This window comes from Amycolatopsis umgeniensis, assembly GCF_014205155.1.
In the GTDB taxonomy this organism is placed as follows: Bacteria; Actinomycetota; Actinomycetes; order Mycobacteriales; family Pseudonocardiaceae; genus Amycolatopsis; species Amycolatopsis umgeniensis.
The window spans coordinates 5,646,987-5,667,481 of sequence record NZ_JACHMX010000001.1 but is presented as its reverse complement, the minus strand read 5'-3'; the positions used below and the strand labels follow the sequence as shown (position 1 = coordinate 5,667,481).

General features: G+C 68.9%; 18 protein-coding genes and 1 other RNA gene. 5 read left to right on the top strand and 14 right to left on the bottom strand.

Annotation, left to right across the window (positions count from 1 at the left end):
- Nucleotides 1–41 precede the first annotated feature (41 nt).
- Nucleotides 42–1,007: a nucleotide-binding protein gene (locus HDA45_RS26995; protein WP_184899893.1), complete on the top strand. Its 966-nt coding sequence runs from the start codon at nucleotides 42–44 to the stop codon at nucleotides 1,005–1,007.
- 112 nt (nucleotides 1,008–1,119) lie between these two features.
- On the opposite strand, the gene HDA45_RS26990 is transcribed toward HDA45_RS26995, so the two are convergent.
- The 14 genes from HDA45_RS26990 to HDA45_RS26925 form a co-directional block, all read right to left on the bottom strand.
- Nucleotides 1,120–1,317, bottom strand: coding sequence for a hypothetical protein (locus HDA45_RS26990; RefSeq protein ID WP_184899891.1), 198 nt, complete (start codon nucleotides 1,315–1,317; stop codon nucleotides 1,120–1,122).
- A gap of 34 nt (nucleotides 1,318–1,351) precedes the next feature.
- On the bottom strand, nucleotides 1,352–2,479 hold the full coding sequence (locus HDA45_RS26985; protein ID WP_221471243.1) for a hypothetical protein: 1,128 nt from the start codon (nucleotides 2,477–2,479) through the stop codon (nucleotides 1,352–1,354).
- A 93-nt stretch (nucleotides 2,480–2,572) separates the two neighbouring features.
- Entirely contained in the window at nucleotides 2,573–3,571 is a 999-nt protein-coding gene (locus tag HDA45_RS26980) for a C40 family peptidase (protein WP_184899887.1), read from the bottom strand.
- Nucleotides 3,572–3,575: 4 nt separating this feature from the next.
- Complete coding sequence (locus HDA45_RS26975; protein WP_184899885.1) at nucleotides 3,576–4,172, bottom strand: hypothetical protein; 597 nt, start codon at nucleotides 4,170–4,172, stop codon at nucleotides 3,576–3,578.
- A gap of 3 nt (nucleotides 4,173–4,175) precedes the next feature.
- Nucleotides 4,176–6,341 (bottom strand): magnesium transporter, encoded by a 2,166-nt coding sequence (locus tag HDA45_RS26970; protein WP_184899883.1) that lies wholly within the window; start codon nucleotides 6,339–6,341, stop codon nucleotides 4,176–4,178.
- The gene (locus HDA45_RS26965; RefSeq protein ID WP_184899881.1) at nucleotides 6,338–9,295 is read right to left on the bottom strand and encodes an ATP-binding protein; all 2,958 of its coding nucleotides are present in this window, start codon (nucleotides 9,293–9,295) and stop codon (nucleotides 6,338–6,340) included. The genes HDA45_RS26970 and HDA45_RS26965 overlap by 4 nt, the downstream gene beginning before the upstream one ends.
- Nucleotides 9,296–9,298: 3 nt before the next feature.
- Nucleotides 9,299–9,775, bottom strand: a complete 477-nt coding sequence (locus tag HDA45_RS26960) for a hypothetical protein (protein WP_184899879.1) — start codon at nucleotides 9,773–9,775, stop codon at nucleotides 9,299–9,301.
- A 9-nt stretch (nucleotides 9,776–9,784) separates the two neighbouring features.
- Nucleotides 9,785–10,051, bottom strand: coding sequence for a hypothetical protein (locus HDA45_RS26955; protein WP_005166545.1), 267 nt, complete (start codon nucleotides 10,049–10,051; stop codon nucleotides 9,785–9,787).
- Between the two features lie 442 nt (nucleotides 10,052–10,493).
- Nucleotides 10,494–11,357: an SCO6745 family protein gene (locus HDA45_RS26950; protein WP_184899877.1), complete on the bottom strand. Its 864-nt coding sequence runs from the start codon at nucleotides 11,355–11,357 to the stop codon at nucleotides 10,494–10,496.
- A 285-nt stretch (nucleotides 11,358–11,642) separates the two neighbouring features.
- An RNA gene (rnpB, locus tag HDA45_RS26945) (RNase P RNA component class A) lies at nucleotides 11,643–12,041 on the bottom strand.
- A 14-nt stretch (nucleotides 12,042–12,055) separates the two neighbouring features.
- On the bottom strand, nucleotides 12,056–12,625 hold the full coding sequence (locus HDA45_RS26940) for a COG4315 family predicted lipoprotein (RefSeq protein WP_246480798.1): 570 nt from the start codon (nucleotides 12,623–12,625) through the stop codon (nucleotides 12,056–12,058).
- Nucleotides 12,546–13,826 carry an NAD(P)/FAD-dependent oxidoreductase gene (locus HDA45_RS26935; protein WP_184899875.1) on the bottom strand — a complete coding sequence of 427 codons (1,281 nt, stop codon included), beginning with the start codon at nucleotides 13,824–13,826 and terminating at the stop codon, nucleotides 12,546–12,548. The genes HDA45_RS26940 and HDA45_RS26935 overlap by 80 nt, the downstream gene beginning before the upstream one ends.
- Nucleotides 13,823–14,632 carry a 4Fe-4S domain-containing protein gene (locus HDA45_RS26930; RefSeq protein WP_184899873.1) on the bottom strand — a complete coding sequence of 270 codons (810 nt, stop codon included), beginning with the start codon at nucleotides 14,630–14,632 and terminating at the stop codon, nucleotides 13,823–13,825. The genes HDA45_RS26935 and HDA45_RS26930 overlap by 4 nt, the downstream gene beginning before the upstream one ends.
- On the bottom strand, nucleotides 14,629–15,279 hold the full coding sequence (locus tag HDA45_RS26925) for a DUF4142 domain-containing protein (RefSeq protein ID WP_184899871.1): 651 nt from the start codon (nucleotides 15,277–15,279) through the stop codon (nucleotides 14,629–14,631). Before HDA45_RS26925 ends, HDA45_RS26930 begins: the two co-directional genes overlap by 4 nt.
- Before the next feature lie 247 nt (nucleotides 15,280–15,526).
- On the opposite strand from HDA45_RS26925, the gene HDA45_RS26920 reads away from it, so the two are divergent.
- From HDA45_RS26920 to sfnG, 4 genes are read left to right on the top strand one after another with little or no spacing between them, the layout of a single operon-like run.
- Nucleotides 15,527–16,081 (top strand): sigma-70 family RNA polymerase sigma factor, encoded by a 555-nt coding sequence (locus HDA45_RS26920; RefSeq protein WP_184906080.1) that lies wholly within the window; start codon nucleotides 15,527–15,529, stop codon nucleotides 16,079–16,081.
- Nucleotides 16,082–16,092: 11 nt separating this feature from the next.
- The gene (locus HDA45_RS26915; RefSeq protein ID WP_343072157.1) at nucleotides 16,093–16,458 is read left to right on the top strand and encodes a zf-HC2 domain-containing protein; all 366 of its coding nucleotides are present in this window, start codon (nucleotides 16,093–16,095) and stop codon (nucleotides 16,456–16,458) included.
- Between the two features lie 31 nt (nucleotides 16,459–16,489).
- Complete coding sequence (locus HDA45_RS26910; RefSeq protein WP_184899867.1) at nucleotides 16,490–19,315, top strand: BREX system ATP-binding domain-containing protein; 2,826 nt, start codon at nucleotides 16,490–16,492, stop codon at nucleotides 19,313–19,315.
- A gap of 33 nt (nucleotides 19,316–19,348) precedes the next feature.
- Nucleotides 19,349–20,476 (top strand): dimethylsulfone monooxygenase SfnG, encoded by a 1,128-nt coding sequence (gene sfnG / locus HDA45_RS26905; RefSeq protein WP_184899865.1) that lies wholly within the window; start codon nucleotides 19,349–19,351, stop codon nucleotides 20,474–20,476.
- Nucleotides 20,477–20,495 lie beyond the last annotated feature (19 nt).

The following is a 20,495-nucleotide window of genomic DNA, read 5'->3' as shown; positions in this document are numbered from 1 at the left end:
AAAACCGATACCCTTTTCAAAACGACAGGAAGGGCCGTGGTGTGAAGATCGCGTTCGTCGGAAAGGGCGGCAGCGGCAAGACGACGCTGGCCTCGCTGTTCACCGCGTACCTGGCCGGCGGCGGGAAACCCGTACTGGCGATCGACGCGGACATCAACCAGCACCTCGCCGTCGCGCTCGGCGCGAGCGAGGAAGAGGCCATCGCGTGGCCGACGCTGGGCGACAACATGGGCCTGATCAAGGAATACCTGCGCGGCGACAACCCGCGGATCGCCGACGCGGCCGCGATGATCAAGACGACCCCGCCGGGACGCGGGTCGCGGCTGGTCCGGCCGTTCGAGGACAACCCGATCTTCGGGGCCTGCTTCCGCGAGTTCGGCGGCGTGCGGCTCGGCGTCACCGGGCAGTTCGACGAGGACGACCTCGGCGTCGCCTGCTACCACTCGAAGGTCGGCGCGGCGGAACTGCTGCTGAACCACATGGTCGACGACGCGGGCGAGTACGTGGTCATGGACATGACCGCCGGCGCCGACGCGTTCGCGTCCGGGCTCTTCACGCGGTTCGACGTGACGTTCCTGGTATGCGAGCCCACCGTGCGCAGCGTCGGCGTGTACCGGCAGTACGCCGACTACGCGCGGGACTTCGGCGTGCGGCTCGTCGTCGTGGGCAACAAGGTGACCGAGGACGAGGACATCGACTTCCTGCGCGACGAGGTCGGCGACGCGCTGTTGGGCTGGATGGAGAACTCGCGGCACGTCCGCGCCGCCGAACGCGGCCGCGCGCGCCCGATCGGCGAACTCGAGGCGCACAACCTCGAGACGCTGGGCTCGATGCTCGCGACCGTCGACGCCGAGCAGCGCGACTGGGCCCGCTATCAGCGCCAGGGCGTCGAGTTCCACCTCCGCAACGCGCGGGCTTGGGGCAGCGGACGAGCCGGGGAGGACCTCACGGCGCAGGTGGACCCGGAGTTCGTGCTGGGTCCGGCGCTGGCCGGGCAGGACGCCTGACCTCCCTCTCCTCCCCCTCCCCCACTTCCGCCCAAGTCGGTGAAGGCCTCCTTGAGGGACTCTGGGTCCCTCAAGGAGGCCTTCACGGACTTGCGCTATGAAGACCGGTGCGTCAGTCGCCGTTCCATTTGGCGTCTTCGGCGTCGGCCTGCCGCGTGCGTTCCTTGGCGATGTCCAGGGCACGCTTGGCCGTCGCCTCGTCCGGGTACGGGCCGAGGAGGTCGACGCTCCGGCCTCGTTCCAGGTGCTCGACCTGATTCGTCTTGGTGTTGTAGTACCAGCCTTGGTCCGGGTTCGGGTCGCTCGACATACGTCTAGCGTGACATCACCCGGACGTCCTGTCATCACTTGCGGTAGCGGTACGGGATCTCCGTGGGATCACCGGTCGGGCCGAACTCGCCGCCTTCGGGCTGATCCACCTTCGAGCTTTCCGGCACGTTCTCGCCGAGTTCGTCGAACCAGCCCCGGCCCATCGGGATGCCTCGCGGCGGGGTGGCGGCCTCCGGCGCGGCGGGGATGCCCTGCGGCGGAGCAGTGGGAGCCGGAGGCATCGCGGACGACGGCGGGGTCGTGGCGGGCGGCGGGGCCGGTGGGCTCACGGGCGGCTCGGGCTCCGCCTGAGACGGCGCGGCGGACTGCGCTTCCGGGGTGGCCGGAGGCGCGCTCACCGGCGGAGGCGAAGTCCGGGAAGGCTGAGGCAACGGAGGCAGAGCCTGCGACACAGGCGGCTGCTGCGCGGGTGCCTGAGGCGCAGGCGCTTGAGGTGCGGGCGCCTGAGACGCGGGTGCCTGAGACGCAGGCGGCTGCGGCGCGGGCGCCTGAGGCGCCGCGTGATTGCCCGGCAACGGCGGCGCGGGCGGCCCGGCCGGCGGGGCGACCGTGCGCCACACCGGCGCGGGGCCGATGTTCATCGGCGCGGGGGCGCGCGGCGGCTGCCCGGTCACCGGCGGGGCGGCCTGCGAAGGCGGCGGGGGTGCCTGACGCCGCACGGGCTTCGGGATCGGGTCGAGGCAGGAGACGAGCACCGTCGTGTTCGCCGGGTCCTCGATCTTCCGTCCGCTGCGCTCGCGGTAGATCATCTCGCCTTCGGTGTCCATCTCGACCAGGTAACCGGCCTCCGCCAGCTGCTCCTCGTCGAGGTCGACGAGCTTCTCGTAGCGCGACGGGACAACCCGGTAGATCGGCCACGCGAGACGGGCGTTCTCCTGGTGGAACTGGGCCAGCAGGGCGGCCATCTGCTGCTGCCAGGGCAGCGACATCCCCTCGGCCAGCGAACGCGGCAACACGACGTAACCGGGGTCGACCCCCGGCCAGCCCTGGTTCAGCTGGTCGGCCAGCGGCGTGCTCGACGCCGGCCGGGCGGCTTGCCGCGCGGGCTGGGGAGTGCCGAAGAGTTCGCGGGGATCGACCTCCGGGCCGACTCCCGCCGCGGGCTTGCCTCGCCTTCCGAATTTCCGTGCCACGTTCTTCATCCTCTGCCAGTGTGCGGCCGCTTGCCGGTGGACAGGCCGCCACTTCGGGTGAATCGGATGGTCCCGCGATCGCGATACCACGCTTTCACCATGCTAAACGCCAGGACGGACCGCCTGCGCGACCACTTCGGCCTCGTCGAAGGAGAAGTCGCGGATGTGCACCGGGACCCCGGTCTGCTGTGCCTCGACGATCTTGCCTTCGCCCAGGTACATCATCACGTGGTGGATGGTCGCCGGATTCGACGGCACGGTGGCGAGGAACAGCAGATCACCGGGCTGCGCCTGGCGGACCGGCAGCATCGCGCCCGCCTTGTACTGGTCCCGCGAAACCCGCGGGAGGATGATCCCGGCCGACTCGTAGGCCCGCAGCATCAGCCCGGAACAGTCGTAACTGTTCGGCCCGGTCGCGCCCCAGATGTACGGCTTGCCCTGCTCGCCGAGGGCGAACTTGATGGCCTCCGCGGCGGCCTGGCTCGGCGGCACCACGCTGCCCACGCTCGTACCGCAGCCGACGACGTCGACGATCTGGCCCTCGTTCTGCACGAGGAGGGCCGCCATCGGCTCCCAGCTGTGATACCGGTCGGGGAAACCGGAGCGCTCCACCCGCTGCGCGGCGTCACCGGGACGCATGTTCTCCCAGTCCGGCACCGCGAGCAGCACGTCGAAGAACTTGTTGACCTGGTACGGCGGATCGGTGACCTGCGCGACGGTGCCCCAGCCCATCGACGGCCGCATCTGGAAGATGCCGAGCGAGTCGCGGTCGCCGTAGGTGAGGTTCCGCAGTTTGGACTCGGTCATCCCGGCCTGGATCGCCACCTGCCACGCGCGCGGCGACAGGGTCCGCTGCTTGCCGATCGAGATGATCAGCGCGACGATCCCCTTCTGTTCGTCGTCGAGTTTGTTGATGTCCGAAGAACCGCGATCGGTCTGGCCGGGCAGGGTCGGCCCGATGGAGGCGTCGCAGGAGGTCTTGACGACGCCGCCCGCCTGCGCCTCCATGTGGTCGGTCACCACCTTGGAGACGGTGCTCGTGGTGACCACCGCGGCGAAGACCGCGGCGATCAGCACGCCGACGAGGATCCCGATCTTCATCGGGTCAGCCCGCTTGCGTGAACTTGGTGACCCGCCATCCGAAGTTCAGCTTGGCGACGGTGACCCGGACCTTGGGGCCGTCCGTCGGGACGTCCACCTCCATCGATCCGGCGAGCGAGGACACGACCTGCGGCTCCCCGGTCACCTTCGTGGCGGTGATGTTCGCGGGATCGACCGTCGTCATTTCCCCGGCCAGGTATTCCTCGGTGGTGTACGGCCGCAAGCCGTTCAGCCACTGCTCGGTCGTCGTACCGTCGGGATGGTTCGCCCATGCCGTCACCCACTCCTTGGCGACCCGGACACCGCTCTGGTCAGGTGGCGCGGAAGACGGCGGCGGCTGGGTGGTCAGCCTCGGCGGCAGCGTCGACGTCACGGTCACCGGCGCCGCGACGCCGGGACGTGAGGTGGCTGTCGCCGAAGCACCCGGCCCGTTCGCCGTCTGCCCCGGTTTTCCGATGGCTTTCGGCAGCAGGATGCCCACCGCGGTGAGCACCACCGCGAGGATGACCAGCGTGCCGACGAGATGCCGGGGCGAGCGCAGCGGCCAGCCCCACAGTCTGCGATAGACCGCGGTACGGCCGCGGTTGGTCCGGATCGGCATGGGTCACCGACCCACGGCGTGGTCTGTGTCGCGGACTTCCTCGCGGACTTCGAGCCCGCGCGAAGGCCGGTACAGCACGAAGACCGGCTTGCCCGCGACGACTTCGGGATCGACGCGGCGAGGACGTGGCGTCGACGGCCCCGGTTGCACCGGCACGGTGCCCGAGTAGTCCGGAGTGGCGTAGCCGCCGCCGGCGGAATTCATCCGCGACGGCACCACGACCGGCTCCGGTTCGTCGCTCCAGCGCCGGTCGGCGACCGGCGACGTGTCGACCCGGCGGCTCGGGATCTGGACAGGGCTCCGCCCACCCGAGGTGAACATGGAGTCGCCCGGATTGCCCGCGGCCGGGTTGTACTGGCCGAACACCGGAACGCCTCCGCCGCCACCGGCGGGCAGCGCGGCCATGCCGCCACCTCCGCCGACGGCTCCCGGCCAGGGAGCGCCGGACCAGGCCGCCGCGGGCCGGATCGCGCCGGAGCCGTTGTCGAGCCGCTGGGAGCTGGCGAAGATGGTCGCCTCCGGCCGGAAGCGCCCGCCGCCGACCGTCGCACCGACAGGACCGCGAAGGTCGCCGTCGACGACATCGTCGGTGTCGCGGACGTTCTGCCAGAAGGCGTCCTGCGGAGTCGCTTCGTTGTTCTTCTTGCGGAAACGGGAGAAGAGCCCGCCGCGTGGCGAGGGCACCGCGCCGCCGACCATGCCGACGGACATCTCCACCATCTGCCAAAGTCGTCGTACGGGACGGCCGATCATGAACAGCAACACGGTGATGATGGCCGCGAGCGCCATCTTCGTCAGCAGGGAAAGCGAGTTCCCCGCGGTGAAGATCGCCTCGAGCAACAGCGTGTGCACGCCTGCCAGCACGGAAAGCACCATGAGGTTGAAGGCGACCGCGCCGACGACCTTGAGGATGCGCTGCATGATCTGCGGCTGGAGCAGCGCGATCAGCCCGATCAGCGGAGCCGTCAGGACGAAGATCCTGATCAGCACCTGCGCGAGCAGGACCGTCGCCTTCGCGAGCAACTGGAACAGCGAGTAGAAGATTCCCTGGCCGAGGGAAAGGAAACCGGCGCCGACGCGGCTGCCGTCCTCACCCGTGAAATAGCCCGTCGCCGGGCCGAGTTTGGTCGAGATGTCCTTGAACGCCGCCTTCTTGGAGTCCACCAGCGCGGTGTCGGCGTCGCCGCCCTGCTGGATCTGGCCCCAGGTGAAGGCACGCGCGTCCAGCAGGAGCGGGCCGTACTGGAGCGCCTGCGGCGAGTCCGGGCTGCCGAACTCCCCGCGCAGCCAGTTGTCGTAGACGACCCGGCAATGCAGTTCGGTCGGGACCCGGTCCCACGGCTGGCGAGCGGCGACCGCCTCCGGGGTCGCCTGGCACGGTTGTGCCGAGGGCGGCGGCGGCTGGGTCGGCGGTGGCGTCTTGGGCTCGTCGATGAACCCGGCCTGGATGTTGGTCGTGGTCTGCACGATCGCGTTGTCGATCGGATCGAGGAATCTCAAGAGCGCCAAGGAGGACGCGGCCAGCCAGACCGCGGCCAGCCCGTACAGCGCCCGTTTGCTGACCGCCGCGAGATCGCCACGCCAGATGTTGCGGAACAACATGATGGACATGATCAGCGCGGCGAGGCCGAACAACTGGGCGTAGATGTTGTTGTAGACCTTCTCGGCGCCGGCCTTGACCGCGTTGTACAGCGGGCTGAGCAGGCTTCCCTGCAGCACGGTGTAGTGCAGCGAGTTCGTGGCGCCGACGAGGTTCTTGCCGATGTTGAAGAGCTGGTTGCCCGCCCAGGTGTCGATCGTCGAGTTGGGCGAGGTGATGCCCGCCAGCGGGCCGCAGTCGGTTTCGAAGGTGTCCCAGACGTGCCCGGCGTAGCCGTAGACGTTGTACGGGCTGCCGCCTTCACCACGAGCCGTCGCGGGCGGGTCGAGCGCGCCGACCATGCCCGCGCCGGGCCGCTCCGGGTTCGGCGCTTCACCACAGGCCGCCGCCGACGCCGCCGGAGCGGTCGCCACGGCCTGCAGCCCCAGGATCAGCATGACGACGAACATCGTCGCGCGGCGGCTGGGCCTGCTCTTGCCCGGCCGCGGCCCCTCTTTGAGGCGGCGGCGCAGCGCGTGCCAGCCGGCGGCGAACGCGAGCACGAACGCCAGGGTGATCACCGTGTTCATGCGGCATCCCTGCCGGTGCCACCCTTGCCGGCGCGCGCGTGCTCGCCCTTTTCCCCGTTCGTGATGTGTCCATTTTGGACGGCGCCTTGCACTTCGCCCGTCTCGGCCGCCAGCGGGTCCGGGGCGCCGAGCATCTGCTCGTCGGTGAGGCCGACCTCGAGTTCGGCCGCGAGTTCGAGATCCTCTTCGAGCTCGAAGTCGTCTTCCTCCGGTGGCGACGCCACGAACTGCTTCTCTTCCGGGACCGCGAGTTCGTTGCCCGGCCTGGACGGCTTGGCGTCGGACGAGCCCGGCGTGGTGTCCATGACCCGGCGCAGATGCTCCAGATGCGGTCCGGAGAAGTCGACGCGGATCCGCTCCACGCCGCCGGCACCGTCGCCGAAGATGAACTGGCGGGGCTCGACGTCCCGCTGGAGATCGCGGGACGAGCCGGGACGGCGGCCGAGCGCGGCCACCACCTGCTCGTAGCCGACGCCGACCGGGACCTTGAGCAGGCGCAGCGCGTCGGCCTGGGCGTCGTCGTCGTCGAGACGGCCGACGAACACCGAGTCGAGCAGCGCCACGAAACCCTGGATCTTCAGGAAGTCCGCGGGGATCTGCGAGGACAGCAGCACCCGGACGTTCCACTTACGCGAGTCACGAGCGAAGCGGTTCATCAGGACGCGGCCCGTCGGGACCTCGGACAGGAAGAACGCCTCGTCGATCCAGACGCCCTTGCGCAGTTCCTTCGGCTTCTCGTACACCGACCTCTGCGTCAGCCACGCGGCGAGGTTCAGCATCTCGACGCCGAGCGATTCCGCGTCCGTCCAGTACTCGCGCGGGACACCGTCCTTGGGCAGGGTCAGCCCCGCCATGGTCAGCACGGTCATCCGGTCGTCGCGGGTCTCCGCGTACGGGTCCGCGTCGGTCTCCGGGATGAGCAGCGCCATCCGCTCGCGCATCTCGTCGAGGAAGTCCGCGACGACGACGGCGTGTTCGTGGTGCTCGCTGGAGTCCCGGCGCAGCGCGTCGATGACCTGGCCGGGGTCGGCTTCGAACCGGCCGCCGACCGCGCGGACGGCGCGCAGCAGCACGATCCGGGTCTGCGCCATCCGCGAGACCTCGTACGGCAGGACACCGGTGAGGACGTCGAGCACGAGACGGCGGCGCGTCGCGCCCGCGAGGGCCTTCTCCCGCCGCCACGAGCGCTCGGGGTCGTCCTCGTCCATGAAGTGTTCGATCTGCGGCTCGGCGACCACCCGGTACGGGTTGAGGATGCCGGGCTGCGCGTTGAGCAGGTTGATGTTCCGCGCGTACGGCCGCATCTCGGGCAGGTCGCACAGCCGCGAAAGCGGGCCGGACGGGTCGAGGATCGTCCAGTGCGCGCCCGCGCGGAGCGTCTTGTAGACGATGCCGCCGCCGAGGAAGGACTTGCCGCCACCGAGGCCGGCGACCATCGCCGTCAGGCCCGAGCCGTCGCGGATCTCCTGCGCCATCCACGGGTCCCACGCCACCGGGCGCCGGGTCGCGGTCACGGTCTCGCCGAGCAGGATGCCGCGGCGGTCGCCCACCTCGGCCGTCGCCGTCGGCACCGACGAGGACGCCCACACGACCGAACCGCGGCGCATGTACGCCGCCGAGGCCAGCGGCTCGCCGGGGATGAACTCCCGGGCCAGCGCGTACTGGGCCTCGGGATGCTCGACGGCGATCTTCGGCTTGTAGAGGTCGAGAAGCTGCTGGGCCAGGCGCAACGCGTCACGCTCTGTCGGCCCCGAAACCGCCAGCCGCCACCACGAGCGGACGCGGGTGGCCAGCGCGGTGAAGCCCGACGTCATCTCGTCGTCGATCTCCAGCACCCGGCCCGCCTGGCGCGCCAGCGACTGCGGTGGCTCCAGCTCGTGCTCGTCGGTGTAGTGCTTGACCTGCGAACGCACCTTGTTCATCTGGCGTTGCAGCTCACCGGCGACCTCTTCGGGGCGCCGGACGTAGATCCGCGCGGACACCTCGACGGCGGCGGGCAGCCTGTCGGCGTGCTGGATCCACGGGTCGTCGACCTCGGGGATCTGCAGGCCGTGCATCTGACCGACGGTGAGGACCGCGAGATGCCGCGAGACCCCGGCGTTCGATCCGGTGCGGCCGCGGACGGTGACCGTCGGCGCGTACGGCTCGGCGTGGAAGTCCGCCGCGTCGGTGAAACTGGCGAGGTCCTCGGGCTCCCAGGCGGCGCCCGGGACCGCGGGCATGTTGCGCGGCGCGGGCAGGCCGAGCGAGCACGAGCGGTGCATCAGCCAGGACATCTCTTCGGCGTGCACCGGGCGGCCTTCGAGCCCGGCCGAGCCGATCACCTGGTCGAGATGCTCGACCTCGGAGTCGAGCGCGGCCAGTTCGGCGTCGACGGCCTCCGGCAGGATCTTGCGCAGCACGGGGGCCGCGCTCTCGACAGCGCGGTCGATCATCCGCCTGGTCTGCACCTGGACACCCAGGTAGACCTCTTTTTCGGCCATCGAACGGCCCATCAGCTGCTGCTGCTCGCCGATGAGATAGTCGTCGAAGGACAGCGCGCCCTGGACGTCCTGGGGACGGCCGACGGCGTTGTGCACGTGGGCCTCGGCCCACATGCGGATCGGGTACGGCCGGTTGGTCACCCGCAGGTGCAGCCAGCGGCCCTGGAGCTCCGCGTACTGCCCGGCGATGGCCGCGATCAGGTCGCGACGCTGCGAGTCCGACCGGAACGACCAGCGCTGCGGCGCGAGCCGATACCAGGCGTAGACCTCATAACCGGTGCGTAACAGGTGCCCGTCGATGCTTCGCGCCGCGATGGACGGGGTATAGGACGGTATCGCCGCCTCGCCGGGCAGCCGCCTTCCCTTGCCGGCCTTCTTGGGCTGCGCGGAGCGGACCTGCTGGGGCGGGTTCCAGGCCCCTTGCTGCAGGTCTCGATCACGTTTTCCTCGGCTTCCGCCGCGACCGAACAACGACTACCTCCCGGCCCGAGCCGCAGGACGGCTCCGACGCGCTCGTGGTGTTCCCTGAGCTCCGGCGCCGCCGCCGTAGCCGTCGTACTGGTACTGCCGTCTCCTGCGGTGCTTCGGTAGCGGGCGGGTGGCCCGTACCCGGACGCGGGATGCGCTGGCCGCGCCGCCCGTGCCCGTGGTCCGTTCTCTAGGTGAGTTGAGCTCTTTCGCCGCCATCGCGGCCACGGCGCCCAGCGGGCGCTCGTGGCTGATCTTGGCCGTGATCAATCTCGTGATCACAATTGTGGCGACGAAAGCCCAGGCGGTCGAGAAGAACCCGAAGCTCCAGCCCGCCCACCGTTCGGCGGTGAGCACGAGCAGGAAGACCGGGATACCGACGAGCCACGCGACGTAGCGGGCTCTCCAGGGAAAAGTCGCTTTCGGCGGGCCCAGCCACACGGCATCGACCCGGTAAACCTCGTCATCGGTGCGGATACGCAACGCGGGCCCTCAGCCTGTGAAGAGGCCGGCGATCCACTGGCCCACGTTGACTCCGGCACCACTCACCGCGAGGCCGATGATCGCCAGCGCGATCACGACACCGGCGAGACGGCGCATGACACCGGCGTTGTCCCCCTTGCCACCGCCCAGCCACAGCAGAAGAAGTGCGACGGCCAGCAGCACCAGGGGGATGATGTTGTCGATCAGCCAGGTGCGGACGTTGCCGGTGCCGAGCTCGCCGGCGGCCAGCGTGTCGAGGGTGGTCAAGGTCATCATCGCATTACTCCCGGTGCGCGGAGAGGGGGTTCGCGCGGTTCTGGCTCGGTGGTGCTTCGAACATCATGGCGTCACGAGGCGTAGTGGTCAAAGCGCGCTCTGTAGATGTCGTTTTGTCTACTAGTCACAGAGCGAGGCACAGCACCACGACCATCCTCGGTCTCCATCATCGTTGCAAGGGTCGTCTGGATTAACCCCGGCCACCCGGATTTCGCAGTGCGCTGACGAAATCCCCCGGTTGCGAGGAACTTGCTCACTGTGAGTACGGGTCGACCGCTGAGAATCCGGCCGCGACCAGTGTGACATGACTCGTTCGGTGGCTTCTCGCGAGTCCGCTGGGTGAGCACGCATTCGACAAAAATCATCGACGCCGATCAATCGAAAGTCATACTTCCGTTACCCAAAGCGAAATCCTGACGGCCTTTTTCACTACATAGCGTGATTATCGGCCCGTCGAGAACACATTCGCGGGAAAAGCGCCCGCTTCGACGGCCTGGCGGCTCAAGGGCCCGCACAGCTCGTGAAGACGCTTGGTCTTTTCCTCGCCGAGGTGCTCCCAAGGGCCGGCCGATGCCGCGTTGGTGGCGGCTTCGATCCGCTCGCGGAGATCGTTCCCGGCCTCGGTCAGGCCGCCCTCGGCGTCGAGTACGCCCTTCTCGCGGAGTTTGGCGGCCGCGCCGTCCCACTGCTCGTCGCTCCAGCCCCGGGAGGCCTTGGCCGCGGCGGCCAGGAACCCCTTGCCGGTGGCGGTGTGCGTGAGGAGGGCGTCGAGCCCGTCGAGACCGTTGACCAGGAGCGCGGCGATGTGCCCGTCGCCGCGGTGCTCACGCAACAGGGTGATGGCGTGCCAGAGGACGAGATGCGGCTCGCTCGGCCAGTCGAGGTCGGCGTGCCCGGCGTAGAGCGGGCGGCCGTCGACCTGGCAACCCCCGGTCGCCTCGCGGGCGAGTTCGGCGGCCTCTTCGACCTCTTTCGAGTCGAGGGTGTCCTTGCCGAGCAGCCGGGTCAGCGTCGCGTCGACGGCTTCGAACCGGGCCTCGATGATCCGGTCGGGGCTGGCCAGCGTCCACGCACGCGGGATGTGGCGGGCGACCAGCTCCGGGTTGAAGTTGTAGAAAGTGGCCGCGACCACGCCCGGCCCCACCGCGCCCATGGGTGCCGCGCGGCCCGCGAAGTAGGTCATGCGCCCCGGCCGGAGACCCGCGTCGGTGAGCGCGGCTTCCGTCTCGGGTGCGAAGTAGGTAAGGGAATGCAGTACATCGAACGTCCCGCGGAACCGTCCCGTGACCCGACTCGCTTCGCCCATGGAAGGCACCCTACCGGCAAGTAGACAGGGGGCGCAGCGTCCGAAGGGGCCGAGATCGGGAGCAAGGGACCTTTGCTATCGCTTCCGCAGGTGGGCGGGCTGGGTGGTGATTCGGGTCCTTGACCGAATGGGCCCTGGACCCGGCCGCTCACCGCTTCCGGAGGTCCGTGAAGGCCTCCTTCCCTACGCTCAAGGTAGGTAAGGAGGCCTTCACGGACCTCCTACCCCGCCGCTAAGTACAGGAAGGGGTCCTTCACGGACTGAGAGCGACCACAAAAGAAGTAGCGGACGAGTCGGCGTGTAAGCCGGATCCTGTCCTCGCTTCGCCTTGCGGCTCCGCGAGTGGCGGCCATCCATCTAGGCCCGCCGTCGCCGGCGGGCTCGAGCGGCCTACCCGCAGACTCGGGCGGGCAGCCCTCGATCGTCTGCGCAGGAGCCTCGCGGCTCCCTCTTGGCCTTGCTCCGGGTGGGGTTTACCTAGCCGTCCTGGTCACCCAGGACGCTGGTGGTCTCTTACACCACCGTTTCACCCTTACCTCCGCCCGCGAAGCGCACGGAGGCGGTCTGTTCTCTGTGGCACTGTCCCGCGGGTCGCCCCGGGTTGCCGTTAACAACCACCCTGCCCTGTGGAGTCCGGACTTTCCTCGAACCGGTCTCCCGGCTCGCGGCCGCCCTGCCGACTCGTCCGTCGGCGAATCCTACTGCACGGGCACCGGCAGGCAGTTCAGGTTGCGCTGCCCGTCGGGTTTGACCACGAACCAGAGGTGGTCGGCGCCCTGACCGGTCCATTCGCCGGGCCGGGCGTTGGCGAACTTGTAGAGCGGCCACCCGGCGAGGGTGACCTGCTTGGCTCCTTCGGGACGTTTGATGGTGTCGACGATCGCGGGATCGATGCCGGTCACCACCGGCGTGCCGGTGGTCGTGATGGGGATCCACACCTCGGCGCAGTCCCCGAGGCACGTCGAGCGGGCCTTGTGCGGGTCGTCGCGCTGGTATCGGAAGAGGACGGCGCCGGTCTCGTCGAGGACGGCCTGCCCCATCTTCGCCATGTAGACGGCGGTGAGCTGCGTGCCGGGCGGCGTGTCCTCGGGAGTTCGAGGACGCGAGGTGCCGGACGGCGGGACACGCGGACTGGGGAGGGCTTCGGTGACCGGAGCCCTCGCCGTCAGCGCCACCTGATCCCCGGAGTCAGCCGCCTGCCACCACATCGCGGCGCCCACGACGAGCGCCGCGATGACGACGAGCATGGTCAACCGCGATCGGTGCATCAGGCGTCTCCGTTTCTTGCGGGCTGACGGGGTTCTGTTCCGCGATCTCGTTGGTCCAGTGGAGGACGGCGGACGGGCTGTCGAGGCCGACGACACCGACAAGGCGTCCCTTGCGGACGAAGCCGGTGACGGGTTTCTCGCCACCGACGGGTGAAGCGAGCGCGACGGTGTCGGTGCCCAGCTTCGGGATGCCGCCCGCCTGGATGCGCACGCCGTGCTGTTCCGACCAGAACCGCGGCACCGGCGCGAACGGCCGCGCGGACTGCGGCCCGGCAAGGAGACTTTCCGCGGCGGCCCGGCCCATCTCGACGGCGTTGAGCCAGTGCTCGACCCGTCTCGGTGTCTCGTCGAACCGCGGATTCGGCCATTGCGCGACATCGCCTGCCGCGACGATGTTGCCCATCCCCAGCACGTGACAGGTCGGCGCGCAGACGACGCCGTCGTCGAGCGGCAGTTTCGACCCGCGCAGCCACGAGATCGACGGCACGGTCCCGACGGCCACGACGACACAGGAGACGTCCAGGATCCAGCCGTCGGACGACCGCAGCCGCAGGCCGTTCGCCGTGGTCTGCCAGTCTTCGATGGACGCGCCGAGCGCGAGCCGCACGCCGCGCGAACGGTGCAGCGCCGAAAGCTTCTGTCCGATGTGCTTGCCGACGACCTCGCCGAGCAGGGTCTCCGACCGGCCGATGATGGTGACCTCCCGGCCGGTCTCGCGCAGGCTCGCGGCGACCTCGCAGCCGATGAAACCGCTGCCCAGCACCGCGACCGGACCGTGGTCGGCGGCGAGATTGTCGCGCAGTTCGGCGGCGTCGGCCAGGGTCCGGACCACGACCACGCGCGGATGTCCGTGCGGGACACCGGAAAGCCGCCGCGGTTCGACGCCGCTGGCGATGACGAGCCCGTCGTAGCGCAGTTCCTCCGCCCCGGGCAGGTGGACGACCTGGCGGCCCGGCTGCAGGTGCGTGGCCGGGGTGTTGAAGCGCCATTCGGCGTCGATCTCGTCGAGCCGGGCGAGCATCATCTCCGCCGGATCCGTGGTGCCGGTCAGCAGTTGCTTGGACAGCGCCGGCCGGTGATACGGCAGGTCCGGTTCGTTGCCGACGATCACCAGTTCGCCGTCGAACCGCAGTTCCCGCAGCCGTTCCGCACACCGCAGACCGGCCAGCCCGCCGCCGACCACGACGATCCGTTCGCTCATTGTCCCGCCCCTTGCAGTTGGATGGCTCGCATCGGACAAGCTCGGGCCGCGGCCTGGACCAGCGGCACCTGTTTGGCGCCGGGTTTTCGGAGATAGCGCAGCTGGCCGTCACCCTGTAACTGGAAGACCTGCGGCGCTTCGGCCTGGCAGATGGCGTAGCGGTGGCATTTCTTGTCGTCGACGGAGATCCGGACAGGCGCGGCGCGGCCGGTGTCGCCGTCGAGCAGGCCGAGGCGGACCAGCGCCCGCGGCGGGAGCACCCGGAGCACGGTGAGCACGACGGCCGGGGTGAGCACGGTGATCCCGCCGAGCCAGACCGTCGCGAGATTCCCGTTCGCGGCCGCGCCGAGCCAGGAGTGGATCACCAGCAGGCCGACCGAGAGGTAGCCGGCCTGATGGAACCGCTGCCAGCTGCGGTTGACCACACCGCGGCGCAACGCGGCGGTGACCGAGACGGCGATGAACAGTTCCAGCCCGACCACACCCGCCGCGTGCCGCGCGAATCCGCCGCCCGCGAACGGGATCAGCAGTGCGACGAAGCCGAACGAGCCGTCGTCGAGGAAGAGATAGGACAGGCCGTGGACGACACCGGTGGCGAGGGTGAACGCGGCGAGCACGACGTGGCCGCCGCGCAACGCCTCGTGCCCGGTGACCCGCCTGATCCAGCCGGTGGCGCTCAGCACGCCCCAAGCCAGCGTCAGGCACATCGTCACGTAGGCGAAGCGGGCCGAAAGCGTCGCGATGTCCCGCACTCCGCTGTCGTGCGGCGACGGGGCCGGGATGACCGCGAGGAGCGAGGCCGTCATGCGCGCCTGCCCGGTGAGCCGAGGGCTCGCACCAGACCGAAGGTCGCTCCCCCGGCGATCCCCACCATGAGGACGCCGAGCGCGATGTCTCCGCCGCCGAGTTCGTTGCCGCCGGTGGAAACGACCATCAACGAGGTCGTTTCGGCGATACCGGTGCTTTCGAGCAGGGTCATGTGCCGCATGACGGTGTCGACGGCCGTCTGGGCGAAGGAGCGCATCGCGTCGTCACGGGTGGCGGCCCGGACTTGGGAAGCGAGCCCGAAGATGCTGCCGTGCGCGGCGCGGGCGCGGTTGACGTAGGCGCGGTCGAAGTCGGCGCCGACGGCACCGGTGATCTCGTCCACCCAGGACCGTTGTTCTTCGGTGGGTGCGCCGGGAAGTCCGACGCGGACCCTGGAGGCGAGGTCGCGGACCTGGGCGTCCAGGCGGTCGTGATCGTCGGCGAGTTTTCGCCCGACTTCCCGCACCCGCTGCGCGCTCCCGCGCTGTTCCGCCTGACGGCTGACGGGGCCTTCCCACAATCCGGCCTGACGCACCCGCACGAGCAGCTCCCGATCATGGGAATCGATTTCAGCGAAGGCGACGGCGGGTGTTCCCGCCCATATCACCAAGAAGGCGATCACCACTCCGAGCAGTCGATAGATCATTTCACCCGTCCCCGTCCGCAAAGTGCCTCACTGGAAGTACGGCGAAACGGAGCGGCCGGTTCGATCTCCGTCCACCCACGTCAGTGTGACGTGAATCACACGACATATTTAGAACCGTTTATCCCCGGGATACGTACCGGGTCACTAATGGTAAATAGAGCACTACTGCACATGGCTCACGGCGATAGTCTGCGCTACGGTGTACGAACCTGTGAAATCCTCCACCGTCGGGGAGGTCGCGAACCTTATGGAAGCAGTGGGCAGAGAATGCCGTTTCGGTGGCGAGCAGCAGCCGAAAGAGCTGCCTGACGAGCTGATTTCGTTGCTGTACAAGGATTTCCGGGAACCTCTGTTCGGGCAGGTGATGTACCTGACCGGCCATGATCAACAATGGACCGAGGACGTCGTCCAAGAGACACTGATTCGCGCCTGGCAACATTCCGACACGTTGAACCGCGAGCCGGGAATGCTGCGCGGCTGGCTGCTCACGGTCGCGAGGCGGATCGTGATCGACGGCTGGCGAAACCGGCGAGCCCGGCCACAGGAGGTGGAGCTGGACAGTTCCGAAAACGCCGAAATAGCGGACCAGACCGATCAGTCACTGTCCGCACTCGTCATTTCCGAAGCGCTACGATATCTGGACAGCAAATATCAGGCTGTCATCTACGAGACGTATCTGACCGGGCATACGGTCCGGGAGGCGGCGGTGATATTGGGAATCCCGGAGGGAACGGTCAAATCACGGCTGTACGCGGCTATGAGGACATTGCGACGGTCGTTAGGAGAGCTGGGTTCGCGATGAGGAAGCGAAAGGTGAAACACACCGATGTCGCGGCCTATGTGCTCGGTGTGCTGGATCAAGCCGAGGCATACGCCTTCGAGAAGCATTTGGCGGGCTGCCGGCGCTGCGGCCGCCAGGTCGCGGAATTCGCGTCGGTGGAGGGCGCGCTGGCGAAGGCCGATCTGCGCTACCTGTCCCCCGGTGCCGCGCGGCGTTGTGGGCGGCCTTCGACGATCACGGCCAACCTCGTCGTGGTCTTCGTGGCGTGCGTCGTCGCGGCCTTGATGTCGTCACGGTCCTCCCGCCGGTTCCGGCGGATGTCGTCGGATGCGGACATCTCGACCCCTGCTCCCCTCGACGACCAGCGATTACTCCCACTTCCGCTTACGTTCAAGTAGTCTGCCGCAAGCCGACACGAAGGTCTCTACGGTGCATACCGAAGTAAATCCCGAGAGTCCCTTCGGCGGGCCTTCGGTACCGAAGCGCCGCGCCGCCGGACTGCTGGGTCGCGAAAGCGACCTCGAAGCGATCACCGGGCTGTTCCAGGCCGCCCTCCAGGGGCGCGCCACCAGTGCGGTGGTGGTCGGCGAGTTCGGCATGGGCAAGTCGTCGGTGCTCACCCGGAGCGGGGAACTGGCGAAGGCGGCCGGGTTCGCCGTCGCGATCGCCACCGCGTCCCGGCTGGAAACGCATCTGAGCGGCGGTGTCGGCCGTCAGCTGATCGAAGGGCTCACCCACGCCCCCACCGAACCCGGCTCGCCGCGGCCGCGGGCACCCCACGTGAGTGAAATCCTGCCGGACCGCCACCCCCGGAACGAACAGGAACAGACGGAAGCGCTCGACGCCTTCTTCCACACCGTCCGCCACGCCGCCGAGCAGGGGCCGGTCTTCCTCGGCATCGACAACATCCATCTCGCCGACCCGTGGTCGATGCGCTGTCTCGCCTACATCCGGCACCGGGTGGAGAACCTGCCGGTGATGGTCGTGCTGACGTCGCTGATCGGGCATCTGCAGACCGGTGAGGTCGCCCTGCTCGAGATGTCCGGCTGCACTCCGGCGACGATCAGGCTGCGCGGGCTGGGAACGCGGCATGTCGCCGAGTTCCTCGGTGTCTCCCTCGGACGGTTCGCCGAAGAATGCAGTGAGGTGACCGGCGGCAACCCGTACCTGCTCACCGCGCTGCGCCGCCGGCTCGTCCCCGGGATGGATCTGGACACCGCGGGGTCGGCGATGATCGGCGAAGTGCTGCGGGTCCGCATGCACGAGTACACCGCCGCGCCGAAGATGCTCGAAGCCGTCGCGATCCTCGGCGAGGACGCGAGTTTCGACCTGCTGGCGCAGCTCGCGGGGGTCGACGAGATCACCGCGCTGGAGGCCATCGACACGATGGTGCGCGTGCATCTGCTGACCAACAGCCATCAGCCGGCGCTGACGTACCCGTTCGTCCGCAATTCGGTGCTCGCCGACATGCCGCTCACCACCAGGGCGGTCACCCAGTCACGGGCGGCGCGGCTCCTGCACGACGCGGGCGCCGCGCCGGAGCGGGTCGGCGCGCACCTCTTGGAGGCGACGGCGATCAGGATCCCCTGGGCGGTCGACGTGCTGCGACTGGCCGCCCGGCATTCGGTGGTCAACGGCGATCCGGACCTTGCCGTCCGTTTTCTGGTGCGGGCGCTGGAAGAACGGCTCAGCGAACGCAAGCGGATGGCGATCCTGCTCCAGCTCGCGCACGCGGAGTTCCACTGCGACCCGGATTCGGCGCCCGCCAGGGTGCGCGAGGCCGTCGACCACATCGACGACCGCGAAACCGCGGCCTTCGTCGCGACGGCCATGATCCTTTCGCTGTGCTGCGGGCCGGACGCGCGGCTGGCGATCAACTCGGCGGGCCAGTTCGCCGCCCGGCTCGACGCCGGCGGGCCCGACGCCGTCTGGCCGTTGCTGTGCATGACGTATCTCGCCGAAGCGGGCAGCAGACTCGGCCCGCCGCCGGACTTCCGCGATTTCGAGCAGCAATGGGCGCCGCTGAACGACCCCGCCGCGCAGCAGAGCCGCTCGGGTCTGCTGGCGCTCGATACCGTCCGGAGTGGAAAGTCGTCGGCGAACGCCGTCCGCCATTTCGGCGAGGCGTTGTCGGGCGAACAGCCGGAGCTGTTCGAGCAGCCCTACTTCTTCACCCTCGCGACAGCGGTGCTCGCCGACGAGTCCGCGCTCACCGACAAGCTCTGCCAGGTGCTCGACACCAAACGCCTGCCGTGGGACTTCCACGTGCCGAAGGGCGCGCTCGCCACCCTCGCCCGCGGCATCGCCCTGCAAGCGGGCGGCGACCTGGTGAGGGCGAGCGTCCACTACGAATCCCTGGTGCGGCAGTTCGACGAACGCGGCGTCACCAGCCACTGTCCGATAGCGGTGCTGTGCGCGGCGAGGCTGATCGAGACCTCGGTCGACCTCGGGCGCTACGACGTCGCGAACGCGCTGCTGGACAAAATCGATTTCGGGGCCACACAAGCACTTTTCACGCACAACTACCTGCTGTACGCCCGCGGCAGGCTCCGGACGGCCACCGGCGAGCCCGAACTCGGCTACGAAGACCTGCGCGGCTGCGGCCGCCGTCTCGAACACCACGGCATGCGCTTCCCCGGATTCGCCCCCTGGCGGGCGCACGCCGCTCGCACCGCGCTCGCGCTCGGACGCACCGACGCGGCGGCCCGGCTCGCCGAAGAGGATCTCGAAGCCGCGGAACGCTGGGGAGCACCGAGAATCCTCGGCGGCGCGCTGACCACGGCGGGCCTCACGCGCGACGACGAGGAAGCCGAGCGCCTGCTCACCAAGGCCGTCGACATCCTCGGCGGGTCGACGGCGAAACTGGCGCTGGCCGAAGCACTGACCGAACTCGGCGCGTTGCAGGCCCGGCACGGACAGGGCGAGAAGGCGATCGTCACGCTGCGGGAGGCCGCGCAGTCGAGCAGGCACTGCGGGGCGCGGCCGCTCGCGAGGCGCGCCGCCGAGGCGCTGCGGGACGCGCGGGCGAGTATGGCGACGGCCAAGGAGAACGAACACGGCCTCACCAAACAGGAGTACCGCGTCGCGGTGATGGCGTCACAGGGTCTCACCAACCGGGAGATCGCCGAGGCGCTGCACCTGACCCGCCGCACCGTCGAACTCCATTTGTCCGGGGCCTACCGCAAACTCGGGATCACCGGACGGACCGAATTGAGTACCGCGCTCGGACGTTCCCAGCGCGTGGACGGTGATTGACGGTTTCCGGGGGCGGCGGGTTCACTCCGCGACATGCCGGGAATCGAATCCGAACCACTCAAATTCGCCTATTGGGTCCCCAATGTGAGCGGCGGGCTGGTCACCAGCGACATCGAGCAGCGCACCGACTGGGGATACGAGTACAACCGGGATCTCGCCGTCCTCGCGGAGAACAGCGGGTTCGAGTACGCGCTGAGCCAGGTCCGCTACACGGCCAGCTACGGTGCCGCCTACCAGCACGAATCGACCGGATTCAGCCTCGCGCTGCTGCTCGCGACGCAACGGCTGAAGGTGATCGCGGCGATCCATCCCGGACTGTGGCACCCCGGGGTGCTCGCGAAGTTCATCGCCAGCGCGGACGTGATCTCCGGCGGGCGCGCGGCGGTCAACGTGGTCAGCGGCTGGTTCAAGGACGAATTCACCAATCTGGGTGAAGCGTGGCTCGAACACGACGAGCGATACCGTCGTTCGGAGGAGTTCATTCGCGTACTGAAGGAACTCTGGACGAACGACCACGCCGAATTCAACGGCGATTTCTACCGGATTCACGATTTCGACATCAAGCCCAAACCGGTGGGACGGCCGCATCCGGAGATCTTCCAGGGCGGCAACTCCACCGCCGCGCGGAAGCTCGCGGGCCGCGTCTCCGACTGGTACTTCAGCAACGGCAAGGACTTCGACGGGTTCAGCGAGCAGGTCGAGGAGGTCCGCGGCTACGCGGCCGAGAACGATCACGCCGTCCGCTTCGGGCTCAACGGTTTCCTGATCGCGCGGGAGACCGAAAGCGAGGCGAAGGCCGTGCTGCGCGAGATCGTCGAGAAGGCGAACAGCGACGCCGTCGAGGGTTTCCGCAACGCCGTCAAGCAGGCGGGAGGCTCCACTTCGGACAAGAAGGGGATGTGGGCCGACTCGGAGTTCAAGGATCTGGTGCAGTACAACGACGGCTTCCGCACCGGGCTGATCGGCACGCCGGAGCAGATCGCGGATCGGGCCATCGAGTACAAGAAGCGCGGGGCGAACCTGCTGCTGCTCGGTTTCCTGCACTACCTGGAGGACGTCGAGCACTTCGGGAAGCACGTGCTGCCGGTGATCCGGGCGAAGGAGGCGGACCTGGAGCGAGGCGCCGCCACCCCCGAACCCCTGGTCACCTCCGCCTCCTGACCTCCCCCTACGCGTTTAG

Excerpts from the sequence above, each read along its gene's own strand:
- HDA45_RS26985 (WP_221471243.1), bottom strand. The coding sequence starts at position 2,479 with ATGAAGAACGTGGCACGGAAATTCGGAAGGCGAGGCAAGCCCGCGGCG.
- HDA45_RS26950 (WP_184899877.1), bottom strand. The coding sequence starts at position 11,357 with ATGGGCGAAGCGAGTCGGGTCACGGGACGGTTCCGCGGGACGTTCGAT.
- HDA45_RS26940 (WP_246480798.1), bottom strand. The coding sequence starts at position 12,625 with ATGCACCGATCGCGGTTGACCATGCTCGTCGTCATCGCGGCGCTCGTC.
- HDA45_RS26925 (WP_184899871.1), bottom strand. The coding sequence starts at position 15,279 with ATGATCTATCGACTGCTCGGAGTGGTGATCGCCTTCTTGGTGATATGG.
- HDA45_RS26955 (WP_005166545.1), bottom strand. The coding sequence starts at position 10,051 with ATGATGACCTTGACCACCCTCGACACGCTGGCCGCCGGCGAGCTCGGC.
- HDA45_RS26975 (WP_184899885.1), bottom strand. The coding sequence starts at position 4,172 with ATGCCGATCCGGACCAACCGCGGCCGTACCGCGGTCTATCGCAGACTG.
- HDA45_RS26990 (WP_184899891.1), bottom strand. The coding sequence starts at position 1,317 with ATGTCGAGCGACCCGAACCCGGACCAAGGCTGGTACTACAACACCAAG.
- HDA45_RS26920 (WP_184906080.1), top strand. The coding sequence starts at position 15,527 with ATGGAAGCAGTGGGCAGAGAATGCCGTTTCGGTGGCGAGCAGCAGCCG.
- HDA45_RS26970 (WP_184899883.1), bottom strand. The coding sequence starts at position 6,341 with ATGAACACGGTGATCACCCTGGCGTTCGTGCTCGCGTTCGCCGCCGGC.
- HDA45_RS26930 (WP_184899873.1), bottom strand. The coding sequence starts at position 14,632 with ATGACGGCCTCGCTCCTCGCGGTCATCCCGGCCCCGTCGCCGCACGAC.
- HDA45_RS26935 (WP_184899875.1), bottom strand. The coding sequence starts at position 13,826 with ATGAGCGAACGGATCGTCGTGGTCGGCGGCGGGCTGGCCGGTCTGCGG.
- sfnG (WP_184899865.1), top strand. The coding sequence starts at position 19,349 with ATGCCGGGAATCGAATCCGAACCACTCAAATTCGCCTATTGGGTCCCC.
- HDA45_RS26980 (WP_184899887.1), bottom strand. The coding sequence starts at position 3,571 with ATGAAGATCGGGATCCTCGTCGGCGTGCTGATCGCCGCGGTCTTCGCC.